We start from the raw sequence: 19,603 nt of genomic DNA, 5'->3' as shown, positions 1-19,603 counted from the left end.
CATGTCGGAGAGGGGCCGTTTCGATCCGTTCGCCGGAACCGGGCCGCGCTGGCGCGCCGTGCCCGCCTGGCGGCCCTTCCTCGAAGACCTCGCGGCGGGCGTGCTCCACTGGCTGGGCGATCAGACGCCCGAAACCCTGACCGACGCCACCATCCTGCTGCCCAACCGCCGCGCCGCCCGCGCCTTCTCCTCGGCGCTGGGCAAGCAGGCCGGCGACCGCCCCGTCCTGCTGCCCCAGGTGCGCCCGCTCGGCGATCTGGAAGAGGACGAGCCGCCCTTCGCTCCCGGCGAACTGGGCCTGGACCTGCCCCCCGCCATCGCCCCCCTGACCCGCCGTTTCGAGATGGCGCGGATGATCGTCGAAGAGTTCGAGCCGGGGATGAAGCCCCTGCGCGCCCTCGAAATGGCCGATGCCCTGGGCGGCTTCCTCGATTCCTGCCAGCTTGAAGAAGTCTCCGACCTGTCACGCATCGCCGGGTTGGCCGAACAGGATCTGGCTGCCCACTGGCAGGACAGCGCCCGCTTCCTCGGCCTCGCCGTCGAGGCCTGGCCGAAACGGCTGGAGGCGCTCGGCCTGGTCGATTCCGCCTGGCGCCGCGCCACCCTGCTGCGCCGGCTGGCCGAGGCCTGGGACGCGCGCCCGCCGCAACAGCCCGTCATCGCCGCCGGTTCGACCGGCACCGTCCCCGCAGCCGCCGACGTCCTGGCCGCCGTGGCCCGCGCGCCTCAGGGCGTGGTCGTCCTGCCCGGTCTCGACCTCGATCTGGCCGACGACGTCTGGGACCGCATCGACGACCAGCACCCGCAGGCCGCGCTGAAGGCCCTGCTGACCCGCGCCGACATCTCGCGCGATCAGGTCCGCCCCTGGTTCAAGCCCGCCGTCGAGTCGCGCATCGAAGCGCGCGGTCTGGCCCGCCAGCGCCTGATCAACGAGGCCCTGCGCCCTGCCGAGGCCACCGACGACTGGCGCGCCGAGATCGCCCGCCTGCGCGCCGACGCCGCCGAGGCGGGGCAGGCCGCCGACCCCATCAACGAGGGGCTGAAGGGCCTGTCTTCCCTCAGTGTCCGCGCCGAGGAAGAGGCCGCCACGGCCATCGCCCTGCTGATGCGCGAGGCCCTGGAACGGCCCGGCCAGACCTGCGCCCTCGTCACCCCCGATCTGGACCTGTCGCGGCGGGTCGAGGCCCGGCTGGCGCGCTGGGGCATCGTCCCCGACGCCTCGACCGGCGCCCCGCTGTCGCGGATGAGCGCGGGGGTTCTGGTCGACCTCGCCGCCCGCTTCATCGAAACCCCGCTGAAGCCCCAGACCCTGCTGGCCCTGATCAAACATCCGCTGACCCGGCTGGATCTTGGCGGCGCGTCTCTCTCCGACGCCGCCTCGGCGCTGGAAGAACACGCCCTGCGCGGCCCGCGTCCCCGCGACTGGGCTGAGGTGCACAAACGCCTGCTGAAAGCCGCCGAGCCCGGTCGCGGCGGCCAGCCCCTGCCCGAGTGGAAAGCCGCCCGCCTGTCCGGCGCCCGCGCCTTGACCGCGCGTCTTGAGCAACTCGCCGCCGAAGCCCTGTCCGTCTTCACGCCCACCGCCGCCCCCGACGCCGCCGCGCGCGCCCTGACTGCCCTGATCGAGGCGCTCGCCGGCCAGAACGCCTGGGCCGGTCCCGACGGCGAGGCCGCCGCCTCTCTGCTGTCGGCCCTGATCGACGGCGGCGGGTCGCTGGGCGCGGTCAGCCGCGCCGACTTCGCCGCCCTGATCGCCGGCCTGCTGGGCGAGGAGACGGTGCGCACCGGCGGCGCCACCCACCCGCGTCTGCGCATTCTGGGCGCCATCGAGGCCCGCCTGACCCGCGCCGACCGCATGATCCTGGCCGGGCTGGAGGAAGGCGTCTGGCCCCGTCCCGCCCCGGTCGATCCCTTCCTGTCGCGCCCCATGCGCAAGACCCTCGGCCTGCCCACGCCCGAGCGGCGTCTGGGCCAGACGGCGCAGGACTTCGTCCAGGCCGCCTGCGCCGACGAGGCCATCCTGATCCACTGCGAACGCCGCGGCGGCCAGCCCGCCGTGCGCTCACGCTGGCTGTGGCGCTTGGAAATGCTGACGCGCGGAGCCGACGCCCCCGCCACCCCGGTCGCCATCCCCGCGGCCGCCGGTCTGGCCGACTGGACCCGGGCGCTGGACGCCCCGCCGCCCGGCGCCGCCCGTTTCGCGCCGCGCCCCATGCCGAAGCCCCCGGTCGAGCGCCGTCCGCGCAGCCTCTATGTCACCCGCATCGAACGCTGGGTGCGCGACCCCTACGCCATCTACGCCCAGTGGGTGCTGGGCCTGAACATCATGGACCGCCCCGGCGCCTCGGCCGAGGCGATGGCGCGCGGCAATGCGGTGCACAAGGCCATCGAGCGCATGACCCTGATGTGGCCCCATGTCCTGCCCGACGACTGCGAAGACCAGATCGAACAGTTGCTGATCGAGGAGCTGACCGCCCACGGCTTCGAGGACGCCGCCATGGCGCGCGAGACGCCGCTGGCGAAGAACTGCGCCCGCTGGCTGGCCGGGTTCGAGGCCGAGCGCCGGGCGCGCGGCGTCACCCTGCTGATCGAGCAGCAGGGGACCATGACCTTCGACGCTCCCGCCGGCCCCTTCACCATGAAGGCCTATGCCGACCGCATCGAGGTGGGCGCAAGCGGGGCCGCCATCATGGACTTCAAGACCGGCGGCGTGCCGTCGGGCAAACAGGTCAAGGCGGGCTTTGCGCCCCAACTGACCCTGACCGCCGCCATCCTCGCCGATGGCGGCTTCAAGGACACCAATGGTCCCGTGCCTGCCGACGAACTGACCTATGTCCGCGTCGTCGGGCGCAAGAAGGCGGGCGAGGTCGCGGTGCGCGCCTCCGGCGCCGAAGCCGCCGCTCTGGGCGAAGCCGCGCTCGAAGGCCTGAAGAAGCGGGTGGCCCGCTTCGATGACCCGAACACCCCCTATGTCTCCTGGGCCGCGCCCCAGTTCATGGGCAACTACGGCGGCAACTACGACCATCTGGCCCGGGTCTGGGAATGGCACGTCGTCGGCGGCGAAGAAGGCGACAGCGAATGAACATCGCCACTCCGAGCATGACCGCCCGGCCCGATCCCCAGATCCGCGCTGCCGATCCTGCCCTGTCGGTCTTCGTCACCGCCAACGCCGGCTCGGGCAAGACCACCACCCTGGTCAGCCGCGTGGCCCGCCTGCTGCTGGGCGGAGCCGGGGCCTCGGCCATCCTCTGCGTCACCTACACCAAGGCCGCCGCCGCCGAGATGCAGGCCCGCCTGTTCGAGACCCTGGGCAAGTGGGCGGTCATGGACGACGCCGCCCTGTCCGCCGAACTGGCCCGGCTGGACGCCAGCGATCCCGCCGGCCTCAACCCCGCCCGCCTGTCCGAGGCGCGCCGTCTGTTCGCCCGCGCGCTGGAGACGCCCGGCGGTCTGAAGATCCAGACCATCCACGCCTTCTGCGAAAAGCTGCTGCGCCGCTTCCCCATCGAGGCGGGCGTCTCGCCGCGCTTCACAGTGCTGGAGAACGAGGCCGCCATCGCCCTCAGCCACGCCGCGCGCGAAGAACTGGCCCGCGCCGCGCTGCGCGATCCCGACGGCCCCGTGGGTCAGGCCTACAGCCATTTCGCCGTCGAGCTGGACTGGGGCCGCTTCGAAAGCCTGCTGGCCATGATCGAGGCCAGACGCGCCGACCTGACCGACTATGTCGCCCGCGTCGGCGACGGCTCGGCTCCCGGTCCCCACGCCCTGACCGGCGCCGATCCCGAACAGTCGCACGACGAGATCGAGGCCGACTTCATCCGCTGGCTGGACCGGGGCGAAGCCCGCCGCATGGCCGAGCTGATGGCGACCGGGGGCAAGACCGACAAGGATCGCGCCGCCGAACTGATCCACGCTCTGGATCACGAATGGAGCTTCCACGGCCTCGGCGTCGTCTTCCTCACCGGCACGGGATCGCCGCGCAAGTCGATGGCGACCAAGCAGGCCCCGCCCGACGCCGGCGGCTGGCTGACCGATCTTCAGGCCAAATATCTAGCCACGCTGGACGTGGTGCGCGCCGCCAAGGTCGCCGCCGACACCATCAAGCTGCTGACGCTCGCCGTGGCCCACGCCGCCTTCTACGAGGCGGCCAAGGCCGAGCGCGGGGCGCTGGATTTCTCCGATCTGGTGGCCAAGACCGTCGACCTGCTGACCGCGCGCTCGACCGCCGCCTGGGTGCTGTACAAGCTGGACGGCGGCATCGACCACGTCCTGATCGACGAGGCCCAGGACACCGCGCCCGAGCAATGGGCCATCATGCGCGCCCTGACCGGCGAGTTTTTCTCTGGCGAAGAAACCGACCGCACCGTCTTCGCCGTCGGTGACGAGAAGCAGTCGATCTACTCATTCCAGGGTGCCCGGCCGGAACGGCTGCGTCAGGAATCCCAAGTCTATGACGCCCTGATCCGGGCCTCCGGTTCCGCCTTCGAGGGCGTCCCGCTGGAGACCTCCTATCGCTCGACCGAGGATGTGCTGGCCTTTGTCGATCACGCCTTCAATGATCCCGCGCGCACCCGCGCCCTGGTCGGCGAAGCGGGCGACATCCCCCGCCACCTGCCCGCCCGCGTCGACCAGCGCGGCAGCGTCGATCTCTGGCCCCTGTTTATGGACGAGGCCCCGCCCGAGCGCGACGCCTGGGACGATCCCGTCGATCAGGAAGGCATCGCCGGCGCCCGCAAGCGCATGGCCGCCGCCCTGGCCCAGGAGATCAAGCGTCAGGTCGAGACCGGGGCGACCGTCTATGACCGCAACACGCGCCAGCCGCGCGCCAGCGGCTATGGCGACTTCCTCATCCTGGTGCGCCGCCGCGACGCCACCTTCGAAGAGATCATCCGCGCCCTGAAGAGCGCGGGCGTGCCCGTCGCGGGCGCCGACCGGCTGAAGCTGTCGAGCCACATCGTCTTCGACGACCTGAAGGCGCTGGCTCGCTTCGCCCTCTTCCCCGGCGACGACCTGTCGCTGGCCGAGGTGCTGCGCAGCCCCTTCTGCGACGTGGACGAGGCCTCGCTCTATGATCTGGCCGGGCTTGAGAAGCGTCAGGGCCTGTGGCGCGAGCTGAAGCAACGCGCCGACGAACGCCCCGAATGGCGCCGCGCGCTGGAGCTGTGCCTGAGCGCCCGCGCCGCGCGCGACAGCGCCCCCTTCGCCTTCTTCTCCACCCTGCTGAACCGGGTGGACGACATGGGCGTCTCGGGCCGCGCCCGCGTGCTGACGCGTCTGGGGCGCGAGGCCGAGGAAGCCATCGACGAGACCCTCAATCAGGTCCTGGCCGCCGAAAACCGGGGCGGGGTCGATCTGGAGACCTGCCTCGCCCTGCTGGAAGCGGCCGACGTCGAGGTGAAGCGCGAACTGGAAGGCCCGCGCGGCGAGGTTCGCGTCATGACCGTCCACGGCGCCAAGGGGCTGGAGGCGCCCGTCGTCATCCTGCCCGACACTACCATGAAGGCGAAGGCGCAGGGGCCGAGCCTGATGCCCGTCGCGCTGGACGCCATCGGCATGGGCGAGGGCGAGGCCTGGCTGATGTGCCCCGGCTCGTCGAAGGAGGACTGCTCCGCCTCCGAGGCCGCCCGCGCCGCGCGCGACGCCCGCGTCAGCGACGAATCCCTGCGCCTGCTCTACGTCGCCCTGACCCGCGCCCGCGACCGCGTCATCGTCATGGGTCGCGGCTCCAAGCGGTCGCCCGAGCCCGGCGACTGGTGGTCGGTCATCGAAGAGACCTTTGACCGGCTCGGCGACGAGGTCCGCACGCTCGACAACAATGTCCGCCGCTACGGCGTCGATCTCGACGTCCTGCCCGCCGTGACCGCCGCGACCGAGGCCTGCCCGGAAGCCCCCGGCTGGACCCGCACGACCCCCGCCCGCGACGCCGGCGCCCGCTTCGCCTCGCCGTCGCAGATGCAGGAGCAGAAACGCATCCCGGCGCCTTCTCCGCTCGCGCGTGGCGAAGGGCCCGGCGCCGGTCTGGGCCGGTTCCGGCGCGGCGACCTGATCCACCGCCTGCTGGAACGCCTGCCCGACATCGCCCCGTCCGACCGGCCCGACGCCGCCGTGCGGATGCTGGCCCGCGAACGCGACCTGTCGGACGAGCAGCGCGCCGAAATGATCGGCGCCGCCTTCGCCGTGCTGGACGATGCCCGCTTCAACCCCGTCTTCGGCGCAGGCTCCCGCGCCGAGGTGGCCGTGACCGGCTCCTCGCCCGACCTGCCGCCCGGCGTCTCCATCTCGGGCCGCATCGACCGGCTGGTGGTCACGCCCGAACGGGTGCTGGTGGTGGACTTCAAGTCCAACCGCCCGGCCCCAGACAGGATCGAGGACGCCGACCCGGCCTATGTGCTGCAGATGGCGGTCTATACGGCCGTACTGCGTCGCCTCTACCCCGACCGCGCCGTCGAGGCGGCCCTGGTGTGGACCGATGGACCGAAGCTGATGGCGATCCCACAAGGCCTGATGGACGCCGCGCTTTCAGATGCGCGTTGATTTGTGCGCAAATCGCTCCCACATCTGCCGGGAACGCCGAGCCTTCCATTCGGCGCGCCGCTAAACGCGCTCAAACAGCGAGGCCTCGCAGGCCGAGCGATAGCGCCCTTAAGGAGAGCCATTCATGGCGACCGTGAAAGTCACCGACGAAAGCTTCGACGCCGACGTCCTGAAATCCTCGACCCCCGTCCTGGTGGACTTCTGGGCCGAGTGGTGCGGCCCCTGCAAGCAGATCGGCCCCGCGCTGGAGCAGATCGCCGACGAACTGGCCGGTCAGGTGACGATCGCAAAGGTCAACATCGACGACAGCCCCATGACCCCCTCCAAGATGGGCGTCAAAGGCATCCCGACCCTGATGCTGTTCAAGGACGGCCAGCTGGCCTCGATGAAGGTCGGCGCCATGCCCAAGGGCAAGATCGTCGAATGGCTGGCCGAGGCCGGCGTCAAGGCGGAGTAGTCCGTCTCAGTTGATGAGATCGGGCGGCGGCGCCGAAAGGCCCGCCGCCTTTTTTCATGCGCGTTTCAGACCGGCGCCTAGACGGGCCAGGTCTCGGGACTGGCGCCCAGCACCTCGCCGGCCAAATACAACGAGCCGCAGATGACGATGCGGCCGGCGCCGAGCGCCAGGGCCCGGTCCAGAGCCTCGTCCACCGAGGTCGTCGGCAGGGCGCCGAAGCCGCGCCCCTGCGCCACGGCGGCCAAGGACGCCGGGTCCGCCGCCGCACCGTCGAAGGCCACGGTGAAGACCTGGGCGTCCACGCCCTTCAGCGCCTCGAAGAAGCCGCCCGCGTCCTTGTTGGCCAGCATGGCCACGATCAGGGCGGTGGGCCGCGGCGCTCGCGCCTGACGCTCGGCCAGGGTCCGGGCCAAGGCCCTTCCGGCGTGAGGATTATGTCCGCCGTCCAGCCACAGCTCTGCGTCCGCCGCTTGCGCCTTCTCGGCATAGGGTCCCGCCGTCAGCCGCTGCATCCGCGCGGGCCAGCGCACGGATTTCAGCCCCTCGGCGATGGCGGCTTCGGGCAGGTCCAGCTCCAGGGCGGCGGCCACGGCCACGCCCGCGTTGTCGAACTGGTGCGGGCCGCTCAGCGCCGGGGCCGGCAGGTCGAGGAAACGCTCCTGATCCTGATAGACCAGCCCGCCGCGCTCGGCCCAGGCGTCGAAATCCACGCCCATGACGGTCAGCGGCGATCGAACCTCGGCCGCGCGTCGCTCGATCACGGCCATGACGGCCTCGGACTGACGGGCGACGACGCCGCGCGCCCCAGCTTTCAGAATGCCCGCCTTCTCGGCGGCGACGCCTTCGATCCTGTCGCCCAGGAACTCCGCATGATCCAGATCGACGGGGGTGATGACGCTCAGCAGAGGCCGGTCGATGACGTTGGTGGCGTCCAGCGATCCGCCCAGGCCCACCTCGATGATGGCCAGATCAGCAGGCGTCTCGCTCATGGCCACAAAAGCGGCGGCGGTCGTGCTTTCGAAGACGGTGGCCTCACCCGACACCGCCTCGATCCGATTCAGCACGTCGTTGAGATAGTCGTCGCTGATCAGGGTCCCGGCCAGACGGATGCGCTCGTTGAAACGCACCAGATGCGGCGAAGTGTAGGCATGGACCCGCAGGCCCGCCGCCTCGGCGATGGCCCGGATCAGGGAGACGGTCGAACCCTTGCCGTTGGTGCCGGCGACATGGACCACCGGCGGCAACCGATCCTGCGGGTCGCCCAGAACCGCGCACAGCGCCCGCATCCGGTTCAGCGACAGGTCGATGCGCTGGGGATGGCGGGCGCGCAGGCGTTCCGAGATCGGGTCCATCAGGCGCCCTTAGGCCGCCTTGCGCTTGCCGCCCATCAGCATGGACATGATCTGGCCCAGCGTCATCGGCAAATCGCCGCGCGCCACCACCTTGTCGACCATGCCCTTGCCCTGAAGATACTCGGCGCGCTGGAAGCCCGGCGGCAGTTTCTCGCGGATGGTGGTCTCGATCACGCGCGGACCGGCGAAGCCGATCAGGGCGCCCGGCTCGGCCAGATGGACGTCGCCCAGCATGGCGTAGGAAGCGGTCACGCCCCCCGTGGTCGGGTCGGTCAGGACGACGACGTAAGGCAGTTGCGCCGCCTTCACTTCCTGCACGGCCAGGGTCGTGCGCGCCATCTGCATCAGGCTGAGGGCGCCTTCCTGCATCCGCGCGCCGCCGGCGGCGGTGAAGCAGACGAAGGGCACGCCGCGCTTCACCGCCTCACGGGCGGCGGCGACGAAGGCCTCGCCCGCCGCCATGCCCAGCGACCCGCCCATGAAGGTGAAGTCCTGGACGATGACGACCGCGGCCACGCCGTCGATCTTGCCGAAGCCGATCGCCATGGTGTCCTTGCGGCCCGCCGCCTTGCGCGCCGCGTTCAGGCGATCGCGATAGGGCTTGCCGTCCGAGAACTTCAGCGGGTCTTCCGGCACATCCGGGGTGTCGATGCTCTCGAACACGCCGTCATCGAAAGTGGCCTTCAGGCGCGTCGGCGCATTGATCCGCATATGACGGCCCGACGGCGTGACCCACAGGGCCGCCTCCAGGTCGGTGCGGAACAGCATCTCGCCGCTGTCCGGGTCCTTGACCCATAGGTTGTCGGGCGTGTCGCGCCGGCTGACGATCTTGCGCACGCCCGGAGCGAAGCGGGACAGCCAGCCGCCGCGCGGCTTGTTCTCAGGATTCTTGTCGACCATGAGCGCGCCTTTAGACGGTTTCCGCGACGGAAGCACTAGTTCTGGCGGTTTTCACCGCGTCCGCCAGGGCCTTCACCCTGGCCAGAACGCGGGGGACGGTCGGTTCGTTCGCCGCCAAAGCGGCGGCTACTTCATCGACGAAGACGGACCCCGCCACCACCGCATCGGCCACGCGGGCGATTTCGGCGGCGCGCTCGGGCGTCTTGACGCCGAAGCCGACGGCGACCGGCAGGTTCGCAGCCTTGCGGACCCGTTCGACGGCGGGGGCGACGGACGCGGCCTGCGCCTCCTTCACGCCCGTCACGCCCGCAACCGAGACATAGTAGACAAAGCCCGAGGTGCCCTGGGCGATGACCTTCAGCCGGTCGTCGTCCGAGGTCGGCGTGGCCAGACGGATCAGCGACACGGACTTCGCGTCCAGCGCCGCCGCCAGGGGCCCAGCCTCTTCCGGCGGACAATCGACGACGATCAGACCGTCCACGCCGGCCTCAGCGGCGTCGTGCGCGAAGGCCTCATAGCCATAGCTCTCGACCGGGTTCAGATAGCCCATCAGGATGACCGGGGTGGCGTCGTCGCCCGCCCGGAAATCGGCCACCAGATCGAGGGTGCCGCGCAGGGTCATCCCCGCCGCCAGCCCGCGCAGGGCGGCGCGCTGGATCGGCGGCCCCTCGGCCATAGGGTCGGAGAAGGCCAGACCCAGTTCGATCAGATCCGCCCCTGCGGCGGGCAGGCCGCGCAGGATCTCCAGCGCCTCGTCGCGGCTGGGATCGCCGGTCATGACATAGGGGATGAACCCGGCCCGGCCCTCGGCCTTCAGCGCGGCGAAACGGGCGTCGATGCGGGCCGTCGTCACTGGGGCGTCGCTCCCGCCGGCTGGGCGGCGCAGACATTGCCGGGGATGGTGGCGAAGCCGAGATAGCCCGGCGATTCCGGCGCGGCAGGCCCCGAGGTGTCATAGAAGGCCACCATCTGCAGGCCGTCGCAGACGCCGCCGTCCTTGCGCTTGATCAGGACCACGCGGTTGTCGTCGCCGCCCGCCGCCAACCAGCCCTGGCTCTCGAAATGAGCGATATAGGCTTCAGCCAGGGCGCCGACGCCAGCCAGGGGCGCGGTGACGCAGAAGGCGCGGCCGTTCAGTCCATGCAGGTTGCCGCAGTCGGGCGCGGCCTTGGCGGCTCCGAGCAGCGGGGTGTCGGCAGCGGGCACGCCTTGCGGTCCGGTGGCCGCCGCCTGAACCGGAGCCGGCGCGGCGGGGGCCGCCTGGGTCTTGGCCATCGTCAGCGTCGGCGAAACGGCGGCGACCAGGGCCGCGATCAAAAGGGTCTTCATGCTCAAAGCTCCACGCCGAGATGTTTGGCCACAGTGAAAATATCCTTGTCGCCCCGGCCCGACAGGACCAGCACGACATCGCCGCCCTTGCCCACGTCGTTCGCGACTTCGCCGATGCGGGCGAGGGCGTGCGAGGGCTCCAGCGCCGGGATGATGCCTTCCAGTTTCGACAGAAGTTGGAAGGCCTCCAGAGCCTCGTCGTCGGTGGCCGACAGGTATTCGCCGCGCCCCAGGTCGTTCAGCCAGGCGTGCTCCGGCCCGATGCCCGGATAGTCCAGACCGGCCGAGATGGAGTGGCCTTCCAGAATCTGACCGTCGGCGTCCTGCAGCAGATAGGTGCGGTTGCCGTGCAGCACGCCCGGGCGGCCGCCCTTCAGGCTGGCGGCGTGTTCGGGGGTGTCCAGACCATGGCCCGCCGCCTCGACGCCGATCAGGCGCACGCCCTCGTCCTCGATGAAGGGGTGCATGGCGCCGATGGCGTTGGAGCCGCCGCCGATGCAGGCCACCACGGCGTCGGGCAGACGGCCGATCTGGGCCTGAGACTGGCGCTTGATCTCCTTGCCGATGACCGACTGGAAGTCGCGCACCATGGCCGGATAGGGGGCCGGGCCCGCCGCCGTGCCGATGATGTAGTAGGTGTCCTCGACGTTGGTGACCCAGTCACGCATCGCCTCGTTCATGGCGTCCTTCAGCGTCGCCGCCCCCGCCGTGACCGCCGCGACCTCGGCCCCCAGCAGCTTCATGCGGAAGACGTTGGGCTGCTGACGCTCGACGTCCACCGCGCCCATATAGACGGTGCAGGGCAGGCCGAAGCGGGCGCAGACGGTAGCCGAGGCCACGCCGTGCTGACCGGCGCCGGTCTCGGCGATGATCCGCGTCTTGCCCATGCGCCGCGCCAGCAGAATCTGGCCCATGCAGTTGTTGATCTTGTGCGCGCCCGTGTGGTTCAGGTCCTCGCGCTTCAGCCAGATTTTCGCCCCGCCGAAGTGATCGGTCAGGCGCTCGGCGAAATAGAGCGGGCTCTCGCGACCGACATAGTGGGTCAGGAAGCCGTCAAGCTCGGCCTGGAAACCGGGGTCGGCCTTGGCCGCCTCATAGGCCGCATTCAGCTCATGAATGAGCGGCATCAGGGTCTCGGGCACGAAGCGGCCGCCATAGGGACCGAAACGGCCCTCGGCGTCAGGCCAGGCGTAGGAATTCGAGAGGATTGCGTTCACGAGCGGCAGTCTTTCGCGGGAAGGCGACGAAATCAGGACCGGGATACGGCCTTGAGGAAGGCGTGGATCAGGTCAGGGTCCTTAACACCGGGCGCGCTTTCGACGCCAGAGGAGACATCGACCAAGGGCGCCCCCGAAATCCGCACCGCCTCGGTGACATTTTGCGGGTCGAGGCCGCCTGCGAGGAACCAGCGTGCCGGCAGCGCCCGGTTCTGCATCAGCGACCAGTCGAACGAGGCCCCCACGCCGCCGGGCAGGCTGGAGCCTTCGGGCGGCTTGGCGTCGAACAGAAGATGATCGGCCACGCCCGCCCAATCCGGCACGGAGGCGAAGTCGGCCTCGCTGCGGATCGGCAGGGCCTTGATGATCCCCGCCCCCGTCAGACGCCGCACCTCGGCGGCGCGCTGCGGCGTCTCATGACCATGCAGCTGAATCAGGTCGGGCCGCAGGATCAGCCCCACCTCGGTCAGCAGGCCGTCGTCGGGATCGACGAGCACCGCGACGATCCTGGCCCGCTTCCTCGCCCGGTCGAACAGGGTCGCGGCGTGCAGCGGCGGAATGTGACGCGGGCTCTTCTCGAACACCACCGCCCCGACAAAGGCCGCGCCGCCGTGCAGGGCTGCGTCCAGCGTCTCAGGCGTCGTCAGTCCGCAAATCTTGGCCAAGGTCGTCGGCTGGGTCATGGGATGGAGGTGCGCGAGGGGGGCGAAGAGGTCAAGCGCCGCCCTTCCCTTTCACGCCATCATCCCGGAAGCCCGTCAGGGCTATCCGGGACCCAGACGCCAGATACAGGGTTCGACATCGGCGGATAGACCCGCCGCCTGGGTCCCGGATCGGCGGCTCGCAAGCGAGCCTTGTCCGGGATGTCGGCGAGGAAGAGCTTCAGGCGAAGATCAGCTCGATCTCGTCCGGCGTCAGCAGCTTCCACTCGCCCGGCCCCAGATCGTCCGGCAGAACCAGTCCGCCCAGACGCTCGCGGTGCAGGGCCTCGACGTGGTTGCCCGCCGCCGCGAACATACGGCGCACCTGATGATAGCGCCCCTCGGTCACGGTCAGAAGGGCCTCGGTCGGCGACACCACCTCCAGAGTGGCGGGCGACAAGGGCTTGTCCTCGCCCTCCAGCACCAGGTCGCCCGAGGCGAACAGCGCCCCCTCGGTTCCGACCAGCGGCCGCGCCAGCGTCGCGCGATAGACCTTGGCCACGTGGCGCTTGGGGCTGATCACCCGGTGCAGCAGGTCGCCGTCGTCGGTCAGCAGCAGCAGGCCCGAGGTCTGCTTGTCCAGCCGCCCGACGGTCGAGATGGCCGGGTCGCGACGCTTCCACCGATCCGGCAGGATGTCATAGACCAGCGCCCCGTCTTCCTTGCGCGAACAGGTCATGCCCAGCGGCTTGTTCAACAGCATGACCAGACCGGCCACCGGGTCCAGCGGCTCGCCGTCGATCTCCATCCGCGTCGGCAGGTCGGGCGTCACCGGAATGCGTTTCGACACATCGGTCAGATCGGCGCCGTCCAGCACGATGCCGCCCGCCTTGCCCAGCCGCGCCATCTCGGCCCGCGAGCCGTAGCCCATCGACCCCAGCAGCTTGTCCACCCGCGAGGTAGGAACCTTGCCCGCCACCTACTTCACCGCCTCGAAGATCTTGTAGCCGCCCTGATCGGCGACCATCCGCACCCGCTTGAAGGCGGCGTTCAGCTCGGCCTCGTAGGGCAGGTGCCTGTTGGCGACCAGCCAGGCCACGCCGCCGGTCTTCAGCAGGGCCGCCGCCTGGCGGATGAAGTTCTGGCCCAGGCGTCGATCCTCGGTTCCGCCGTCGTGGAAGGGCGGATTGCTGACGATGAAGTTGAGCTCGCCCGCCGTCGGCAGGGTGCGCACATCGGCCCATTCAAAGGTCGCGCGCGGGTCCTCGACGTTCTTCTGCGCCGCCGCGATGGCGCGCCGGTCGATGTCGACCAGGCGCAGGCTCGTCACGGCCGGCGACCGCAGCGCCACCAGCGACAGGGCACCGAAACCGCAGCCCAGGTCGGCGCCCGCGCCCTTCAGCGGCGGCATGACCCCGGCCAGCAGGGCCGTGCCCGGATCAACCCGGTCCCAAGCGAAGACGCCCGGCTGCGACCAGGCGTCCAGACCCTCGACCTGCTGCAGGGCGCCTGCCGCAATCGCCGCGTCCAGCCCCGCGATGGTCTCGGGACGGATGACGACGCAGCGACGATGGTGGGCCTTGGCCGTCTCCCCGACCTCAAGGCCGAAACCCCTCAGCTCCTTGCCCAGACGCGAGCCGCCCTTGTCCTTGGGCGCCATGACGTCCAGGCGTCCGCCGACCTTCAGCGCCCGCAGCGCCAGAGCCAAGGTGTAGCGCCGCTCCACCACGCCCGGCGGGGCGTAGATCATGGCCTCGTCCACCGAACCCGGGGCGAGGGCTTCCAGCGCCGTCGCGCCGGGGATCAGGGGCGAGGTCTGCACGGCGCCGGTCGGCACGTCGAACACCGCCGGCGGGCGGCCATAAAGGATCGTGGTCATGGGGCGCTCCTTAAACGCTTTCTTCGTCGTCGCGTAGCTCTCACGCCTCCGTCATCCCGGGGCTGCGCAGCAGAACCCTGGACCAGACGCCTGCTCTTGCGGCGAGGGTCCGCCATGATCCACCGCCTGGGTCCCGGATCGGCCTGCGGCCGTCCGGGATGACGGCAGGACTGAGCGAGGGTGACACCCCCGAACGGATCAGGCACAACCCGCCGATGCTTGCAGACCCCGTCCGTTCCGCTTCGCCCGCTTCGCTCGACCTGGGCGCCGCGCGCGAGGTTCTGGGCCGGGTCTGGGGCCATGCCGATTTTCGCGGCCTGCAAGCCCAGGTCGTGGCCGAGGTTCTGGCCGGGCGCGACGTCATGGCCGTCCTGCCGACCGGCGGCGGCAAGAGCGTCTGCTATCAGATCCCCGCCATCCTGCACCCCGGCGTCGGCCTGGTGGTGTCGCCGCTGATCGCCCTGATGACCGATCAGGTCGAAGCCCTGAAGCAGCAGGGCGTGGCCGCCGCCCGTCTCGATTCCGGCGTGCCGATGGAGGAGCGCTCCGCCATCTGGCGCGCCGCCCGCTCGGGCGAACTGGACCTGCTCTACGTCTCGCCCGAAGGCTTGGCCGCGGGCTCCATGCTGGAGCGCCTGTCCGAGATCGACCTCAGCCTGATCGCCATCGACGAGGCCCACTGCGTCAGTCAGTGGGGCCACGACTTCCGCCCTGACTATCGCTCGCTGGGCCGTCTGGCCGAGATCTTCCCCGGCGTCCCGCGCATCGCCGTCACCGCCACCGCCGACGCCCGCACCCGCGACGACATCCTCGCCTCGCTGCGCCTCGGCGAGGCCCGCGTCTTCGTCGACAGCTTCGCCCGCCCCAACCTGCAACTGTCCGCCGAGCGCAAGATCAACGGCAGCCGTGCGCGCACCGACGCCGCCGTGGTTGATCTGGTGCGCGAGCGACGCGGCAAGTCCGGCGTGGTCTATTGCGGCAGCCGCGACGGCTGCGAGCGCGTGGCGCAGACCCTGCGCGACGCCGGGACCAACGCCATCGCCTATCACGCCGGCTTCGACGCGCGCGAACGCGACAAGCGGCTGGAGCGCTTCCTGGCCGAAGACGGCGCCGTCATGGTCGCCACCATCGCCTTCGGCATGGGGGTGGACAAACCCGACGTCCGCTTCGTCATCCACGCCGATCCGCCCGGCAGCCTCGAAGCCTACTGGCAGGAGATCGGCCGCGCCGGACGCGACGGCGAGCCCGCCGAGGGCATCACCCTCTACGGCCCGTCCGACATCGCCTGGTCCCTGCGCCGCCTCGAAGGCCGGCCGATGGCCGAGGAGGTCAAGCAGGTCCAGACGCGCAAGGTGCGCCAGCTGTTCGCCATGCTGGACGGCGCCGTCTGCCGCCCTCAGGCCGTGCGCCGCTACTTCGGCGAAACCGACGCCCAACCCTGCGGCGTCTGCGACATCTGCGGCGACCCGCCCGCCACCTTCGACGCCGTGGTCCCGGCGCAAAAGGCTCTGGCGGCGGTGCAACGCCTCGGCGAACGCTTCGGCCGGACCCGCATCGTCGACCACCTGCTGGGCAAGACCAAGGATGTCCAGCCGTGGGAGGCGAACCTGTCCACCTGGGGCATCGGTGCCGACCTGTCGCTGACCGCCTGGCGCGACGTCATCGACCACCTGCTGTTCGAGGGCCTGCTGGTCGAGGACCCGAACGAGGGAAAGCCTATCATCCAGCTGGGCGACCCCGAGGCCGTCCGCGCCGTCTATCGCGGCGAGCGCCCAGTTCTGGTGCGCAAGGCCCCGGTCCGCGTGGTCGAGGCCGAACGTCCGCGTCGCAACGCCGGCCGCAACCTGGCCGCCGAGGCGCTGGACACCGACGTGCGCGCCCGCTTCGAGGTCCTGCGCGCCTGGCGCCGCGACCGCGCCGCCGAGCAGCACGTTCCGCCCTATGTCATCTTCCAGGACAAGACCCTGGTCGAGATCGCCCTCAGCGAGCCGCGCAACCTCGACGCCCTGGGCCGCATCTCCGGCGTCGGCGCCGGCAAGCTGGAACGCTACGGCAAGGGCGTGCTGGACGCCCTTCGTGCGGCGGACTGATCCGCGTTCCATGACCAAAGCGTAACTGGAAGACCCCTCGTCGCCCTGCCATTTCTCGCCTCTACATTCAGAGGGGAGATTGGGCATGAAGCGGTTTCTGACGGCGGGCGCAGCCTGTCTGGCGATGGCGAGCGCGGTTCATACTCAGGCCTTGGCGCAAGACGCCCCGGCCGACGCGCCCAAGCCTATGGACCTGCCGCGCGACTGGTCCGCAACCCTGACGCAGGACGCTACCGGCCTGCATGACATCATGATTGACAGCCACCCGGGCGTGCACGACCCGCTCAACCCGGCCTTCAAACCCCGACTGGAGGAAGGCCTGACCGTCGCCCTGGAGCGGGCCAAGACAACCACCGACGCAGGCGGCTGGTGGTGGGCGTTGCGCGCCTATGTCGCCAGCTTCGAGGACGGCCATGTCGGCATCAGCATCACCCAGCCGAACTACGGCTTCCCCACCCGCTGGCCCGGCTTCCTCACCGTCTATCGCGGCGCCGATCAGGTGGTGGCCGACCGCGAACCCGCCGACGCCGCGACGCCGCCCCTCGGCGCCCGACTGATCGACTGCGACGGCGTGGCCGCCGAGGCCCTGGCGGAACAGCGCATCGGCCAGTTCCGGGGCCGCTGGTTCCTGGAAGCCCAACGCACCCTCTACGGCGACTGGCAGTTCCTCAGCGCGCAAAACCCGTGGATCGGAGAGATGCGCCAGTGCCGATTCGAGGCCGACGGCGCGACGAAGACCTACGCCCTGAACTGGCGCGCCACGCCCGAGGACATCTACGCCCGTCGCGCCAAGCTGGCCCAGCGCGCCGCGACCGACTTCGGCCTGAAGCATTTCGACGACGGCGGCTTCTGGATCTCGACGCCCTCGTTCAACGGCGATCCGTCCAGCGAAACCCTTGCCGAGCTGACCGCCCTGATCGCCGACATGAAGACCAAACAGGACGCCCTGCGCGCCGCCCCCTATGTGGTGCTGGACCTGCGCGGCAACGGCGGCGGCTCCTCGCACTGGAGCCAGCTGATGGCCCAGGTTCTGTGGGGCGACGCCTGGATGGCCGCCCATCCCGAGCCGGCGATAGAGGCCGTCGAGTGGCGCGCCTCGGACGGCAATATCGCCGAAATCTCCGCCTTCCTCGACAAGCTGCGCGCCACGAACGGGCAACCCGAGCTGATCGCCTGGGCCGAAGACGCCATCAACGGCATGAAGGCCGCCCACGCCGCGGGTCAGGTCTACTGGCGCAGCGCCAATGACGAGAAGCCGGCCGACGCCGCCCCCCCGCCGCCCGCGCCGCAGCTGATGGCCGGCCGGGTCTATGTCCTGACCGATTCCAGCTGCGGTTCCGCCTGCCTCGACGCCGTGGATCTGTGGAAGACCGCAGGCGCCCTCCAGGTCGGGCGCGAGACCTCGGCCGACACCGTCTACATGGAGATCCGCGAACCCGTCCTGCCCAGCGGCCTGGCCCAGATCGCCGTGCCGATGAAGGTCTATCGCGGCCGCGCGCGCGGCAACAACGAGCCGCAACGCCCCCAGTATATCATCGCAGGCGACATGAGCGACGACGCGGCCCTGCTGGCCGCGATCCGCAGGCTTCAGCCGGACTGAAGCCTCAGCGCAGGAAGCGTTCGACCGCCGCCTGGAAACGGCGCGGCTGGTCGATCATGACCATGTGCTCGGCCCCTTCGATCCGCTCGAAGGCGGCGGGGCGCGGCAGGCTGCGATAACCGGCGCGGAACAGGCCGTCGATATGGCTGCGGGGGCTGCGGTCGTCGGCGCTCCAGCCATAGACGACGGTGACAGGGGCGGTGATCAAAGGCAGGCGCGAACGCAGGTCCACCGTCATCACCTCGTAAAGGCCCTGCGCCAGGGTGCGTCGGTCGCCGCCCTGCCAGCCGAGCGTGCCGAACAGACTGTCCGCCGCGCCGCCCATATCGGCCCCCATCCCTTGGGCCTGGGTCTTCAACGCTTCGTCGCCGAACAGCAGCAGGCCCTGATAGGCCAGCCGCGCCAGAGGCTCCACATCCCCCGTCGTGGCGTCCGCGCTGATCAGCGACGGAAAAAAGGGCGAGGCGTCCACCACCATGACCCGGCCCACCCGCGGCCCGGCGTCGGCGGCGACCCGCAGGGCGATTTGGCCGCCCATAGAGTGACCGATCACGGCAGGCCGGGTCAGTTCCCGCTCGGCGATGTAGCGCCGAATCTCGGCTGCAGCCGGAGCGCCGATCAAACCCGCATCATTGGCCAGGGCCGGCACGTCGCCGAAACCGCGCACCGTCACCAGATGGACCCGGTATCGCCCCTCCAGAGCGCTGGCCGTGCGCGTCCAGACGGCCGATGTCGAAGCCAGGCCAGGGATCAGGATGACGTCCGGACCGGAACCGCGCGTCTCGACCACGATCCGGTCAGACTGGAAGGCGCCGGGAGCCGCCGCCAGAGCCAACGCAGGGCTCCACAACAGGACCAGAAGACTCAAAAGAAAGCGCGTCATCAGAAAAACCTAGCCTTGGATCACGGCGAAGAGTCGGCAGAGGGAGCTAGTTGAATTTTCGCCGTTTCGGGTGTGAAATCGTCTCATCCTGGGGAGGATCCTATGAAGCCCATCCTATTGACCGCCATTCTCGCCGCCGCCGCCGTATCTGCGGGCGCAGCGTCCGCCGAAGAATGGAACGCCTTTTCGCGCAACGCCCGACTGGTCTATCTCGCCGATGTCGGGGGAATCGCCACGGTCGGCGACGCGTCCAGCATCCGCGTGGCCCGCGTCTCGCTGCAGTCTCCCGCCGGGGACTACAGCCACAAGATCGATGAATACGAGATCCGTTGCGCCGCCAAGCAGGCGCGCATCCTGGCCGAAATCGAGTACGGACCCGACGGCGCCGAAGTCGAGCGCTATCCCGAGGCCGACCCCGCCTGGGACGACATTCGCCCCACCAGCCTGAGCGCCTATATCCAGCCCATCGTCTGCGAGGGCGCCCGCGCGGACGGCCCCAACGCAAGCTCCATCAAGGCCTATATCGACAGCGGGCGCGGCCAGTAGCCGAGCGCACATCATCGCCCAGCAAAAAGGCCGCCCCAGCGATGGGGCGGCCTTTTCATTAGGTGCGTCTGACGCCTTAAGCGGCGGCGGGCTTGGGCGCGTCCCCTTCAGGGATGTCGTCCAGCTCGCCTTCCCACTTGGCGACCACGGCGGCGGCGACGGAGTTGCCGACCAC

At 70.3% G+C, this 19,603-nt stretch carries 16 protein-coding genes; 6 read left to right on the top strand and 10 right to left on the bottom strand.

Annotated features, from left to right (window positions below):
* Position 1 precedes the first annotated feature (1 nt).
* From addB to trxA, 3 genes are all read left to right on the top strand, one after another.
* Entirely contained in the window at positions 2-3,082 is a 3,081-nt protein-coding gene (addB, locus tag ACI2KI_RS09835; protein ID WP_404619649.1) for a double-strand break repair protein AddB, read from the top strand.
* A complete protein-coding gene (addA, locus tag ACI2KI_RS09830) occupies positions 3,079-6,534 on the top strand; it encodes a double-strand break repair helicase AddA (protein WP_404619647.1) in 3,456 nt (1,151 codons plus the stop codon). The genes addB and addA overlap by 4 nt, the downstream gene beginning before the upstream one ends.
* A 124-nt stretch (positions 6,535-6,658) precedes the next feature.
* Entirely contained in the window at positions 6,659-6,991 is a 333-nt protein-coding gene (gene trxA / locus ACI2KI_RS09825) for a thioredoxin (protein WP_404619645.1), read from the top strand.
* Between the two features lie 77 nt (positions 6,992-7,068).
* On the opposite strand, the gene ACI2KI_RS09820 is transcribed toward trxA, so the two are convergent.
* From ACI2KI_RS09820 to ACI2KI_RS09785, 8 genes are all read right to left on the bottom strand, one after another.
* The gene (locus tag ACI2KI_RS09820; RefSeq protein ID WP_404619643.1) at positions 7,069-8,343 is read right to left on the bottom strand and encodes a bifunctional folylpolyglutamate synthase/dihydrofolate synthase; all 1,275 of its coding nucleotides are present in this window, start codon (positions 8,341-8,343) and stop codon (positions 7,069-7,071) included.
* Positions 8,344-8,352: 9 nt separating this feature from the next.
* Positions 8,353-9,243 carry an acetyl-CoA carboxylase carboxyltransferase subunit beta gene (locus ACI2KI_RS09815; protein WP_404619641.1) on the bottom strand — a complete coding sequence of 297 codons (891 nt, stop codon included), beginning with the start codon at positions 9,241-9,243 and terminating at the stop codon, positions 8,353-8,355.
* 10 nt (positions 9,244-9,253) lie between these two features.
* Positions 9,254-10,096, bottom strand: a complete 843-nt coding sequence (trpA, locus tag ACI2KI_RS09810) for a tryptophan synthase subunit alpha (RefSeq protein ID WP_404619639.1) — start codon at positions 10,094-10,096, stop codon at positions 9,254-9,256.
* The gene (locus ACI2KI_RS09805) at positions 10,093-10,572 is read right to left on the bottom strand and encodes a hypothetical protein (RefSeq protein ID WP_404619637.1); all 480 of its coding nucleotides are present in this window, start codon (positions 10,570-10,572) and stop codon (positions 10,093-10,095) included. Before ACI2KI_RS09805 ends, trpA begins: the two co-directional genes overlap by 4 nt.
* A 2-nt stretch (positions 10,573-10,574) precedes the next feature.
* Complete coding sequence (gene trpB / locus ACI2KI_RS09800; RefSeq protein WP_404619635.1) at positions 10,575-11,789, bottom strand: tryptophan synthase subunit beta; 1,215 nt, start codon at positions 11,787-11,789, stop codon at positions 10,575-10,577.
* Between the two features lie 32 nt (positions 11,790-11,821).
* Complete coding sequence (locus ACI2KI_RS09795; RefSeq protein WP_404619633.1) at positions 11,822-12,472, bottom strand: phosphoribosylanthranilate isomerase; 651 nt, start codon at positions 12,470-12,472, stop codon at positions 11,822-11,824.
* Between the two features lie 199 nt (positions 12,473-12,671).
* Positions 12,672-13,409: a pseudouridine synthase gene (locus tag ACI2KI_RS09790; RefSeq protein WP_404619631.1), complete on the bottom strand. Its 738-nt coding sequence runs from the start codon at positions 13,407-13,409 to the stop codon at positions 12,672-12,674.
* A complete protein-coding gene (locus ACI2KI_RS09785) occupies positions 13,410-14,309 on the bottom strand; it encodes a class I SAM-dependent methyltransferase (protein ID WP_404619629.1) in 900 nt (299 codons plus the stop codon).
* Between the two features lie 215 nt (positions 14,310-14,524).
* Here ACI2KI_RS09785 and recQ point away from each other — a divergent pair, with 215 nt between their 5' ends.
* Positions 14,525-16,399, top strand: coding sequence for a DNA helicase RecQ (recQ, locus tag ACI2KI_RS09780; protein ID WP_404619627.1), 1,875 nt, complete (start codon positions 14,525-14,527; stop codon positions 16,397-16,399).
* Between the two features lie 85 nt (positions 16,400-16,484).
* Positions 16,485-17,999, top strand: a complete 1,515-nt coding sequence (locus ACI2KI_RS09775) for a peptidase S41 (RefSeq protein ID WP_404619625.1) — start codon at positions 16,485-16,487, stop codon at positions 17,997-17,999.
* A gap of 4 nt (positions 18,000-18,003) precedes the next feature.
* Here ACI2KI_RS09775 and ACI2KI_RS09770 read toward each other — a convergent pair whose 3' ends face one another.
* Complete coding sequence (locus tag ACI2KI_RS09770; RefSeq protein WP_404619623.1) at positions 18,004-18,882, bottom strand: alpha/beta fold hydrolase; 879 nt, start codon at positions 18,880-18,882, stop codon at positions 18,004-18,006.
* A gap of 102 nt (positions 18,883-18,984) precedes the next feature.
* Here ACI2KI_RS09770 and ACI2KI_RS09765 point away from each other — a divergent pair, with 102 nt between their 5' ends.
* Positions 18,985-19,428 (top strand): surface-adhesin E family protein, encoded by a 444-nt coding sequence (locus tag ACI2KI_RS09765; RefSeq protein WP_292085203.1) that lies wholly within the window; start codon positions 18,985-18,987, stop codon positions 19,426-19,428.
* A 76-nt stretch (positions 19,429-19,504) separates the two neighbouring features.
* Here the strand turns inward: ACI2KI_RS09765 and ACI2KI_RS09760 are convergent.
* The coding region (locus ACI2KI_RS09760) for a hypothetical protein (RefSeq protein ID WP_404620245.1) at positions 19,505-19,603 on the bottom strand (99 nt) is incomplete at its 5' end.

This window comes from Brevundimonas sp. NPDC046655 (assembly GCF_044901625.1).
Taxonomy (GTDB): domain Bacteria; phylum Pseudomonadota; class Alphaproteobacteria; order Caulobacterales; family Caulobacteraceae; genus Brevundimonas.
The sequence above is the reverse complement of the archived record's forward strand: the minus strand, read 5'-3'. Positions and strand labels throughout refer to the sequence as shown.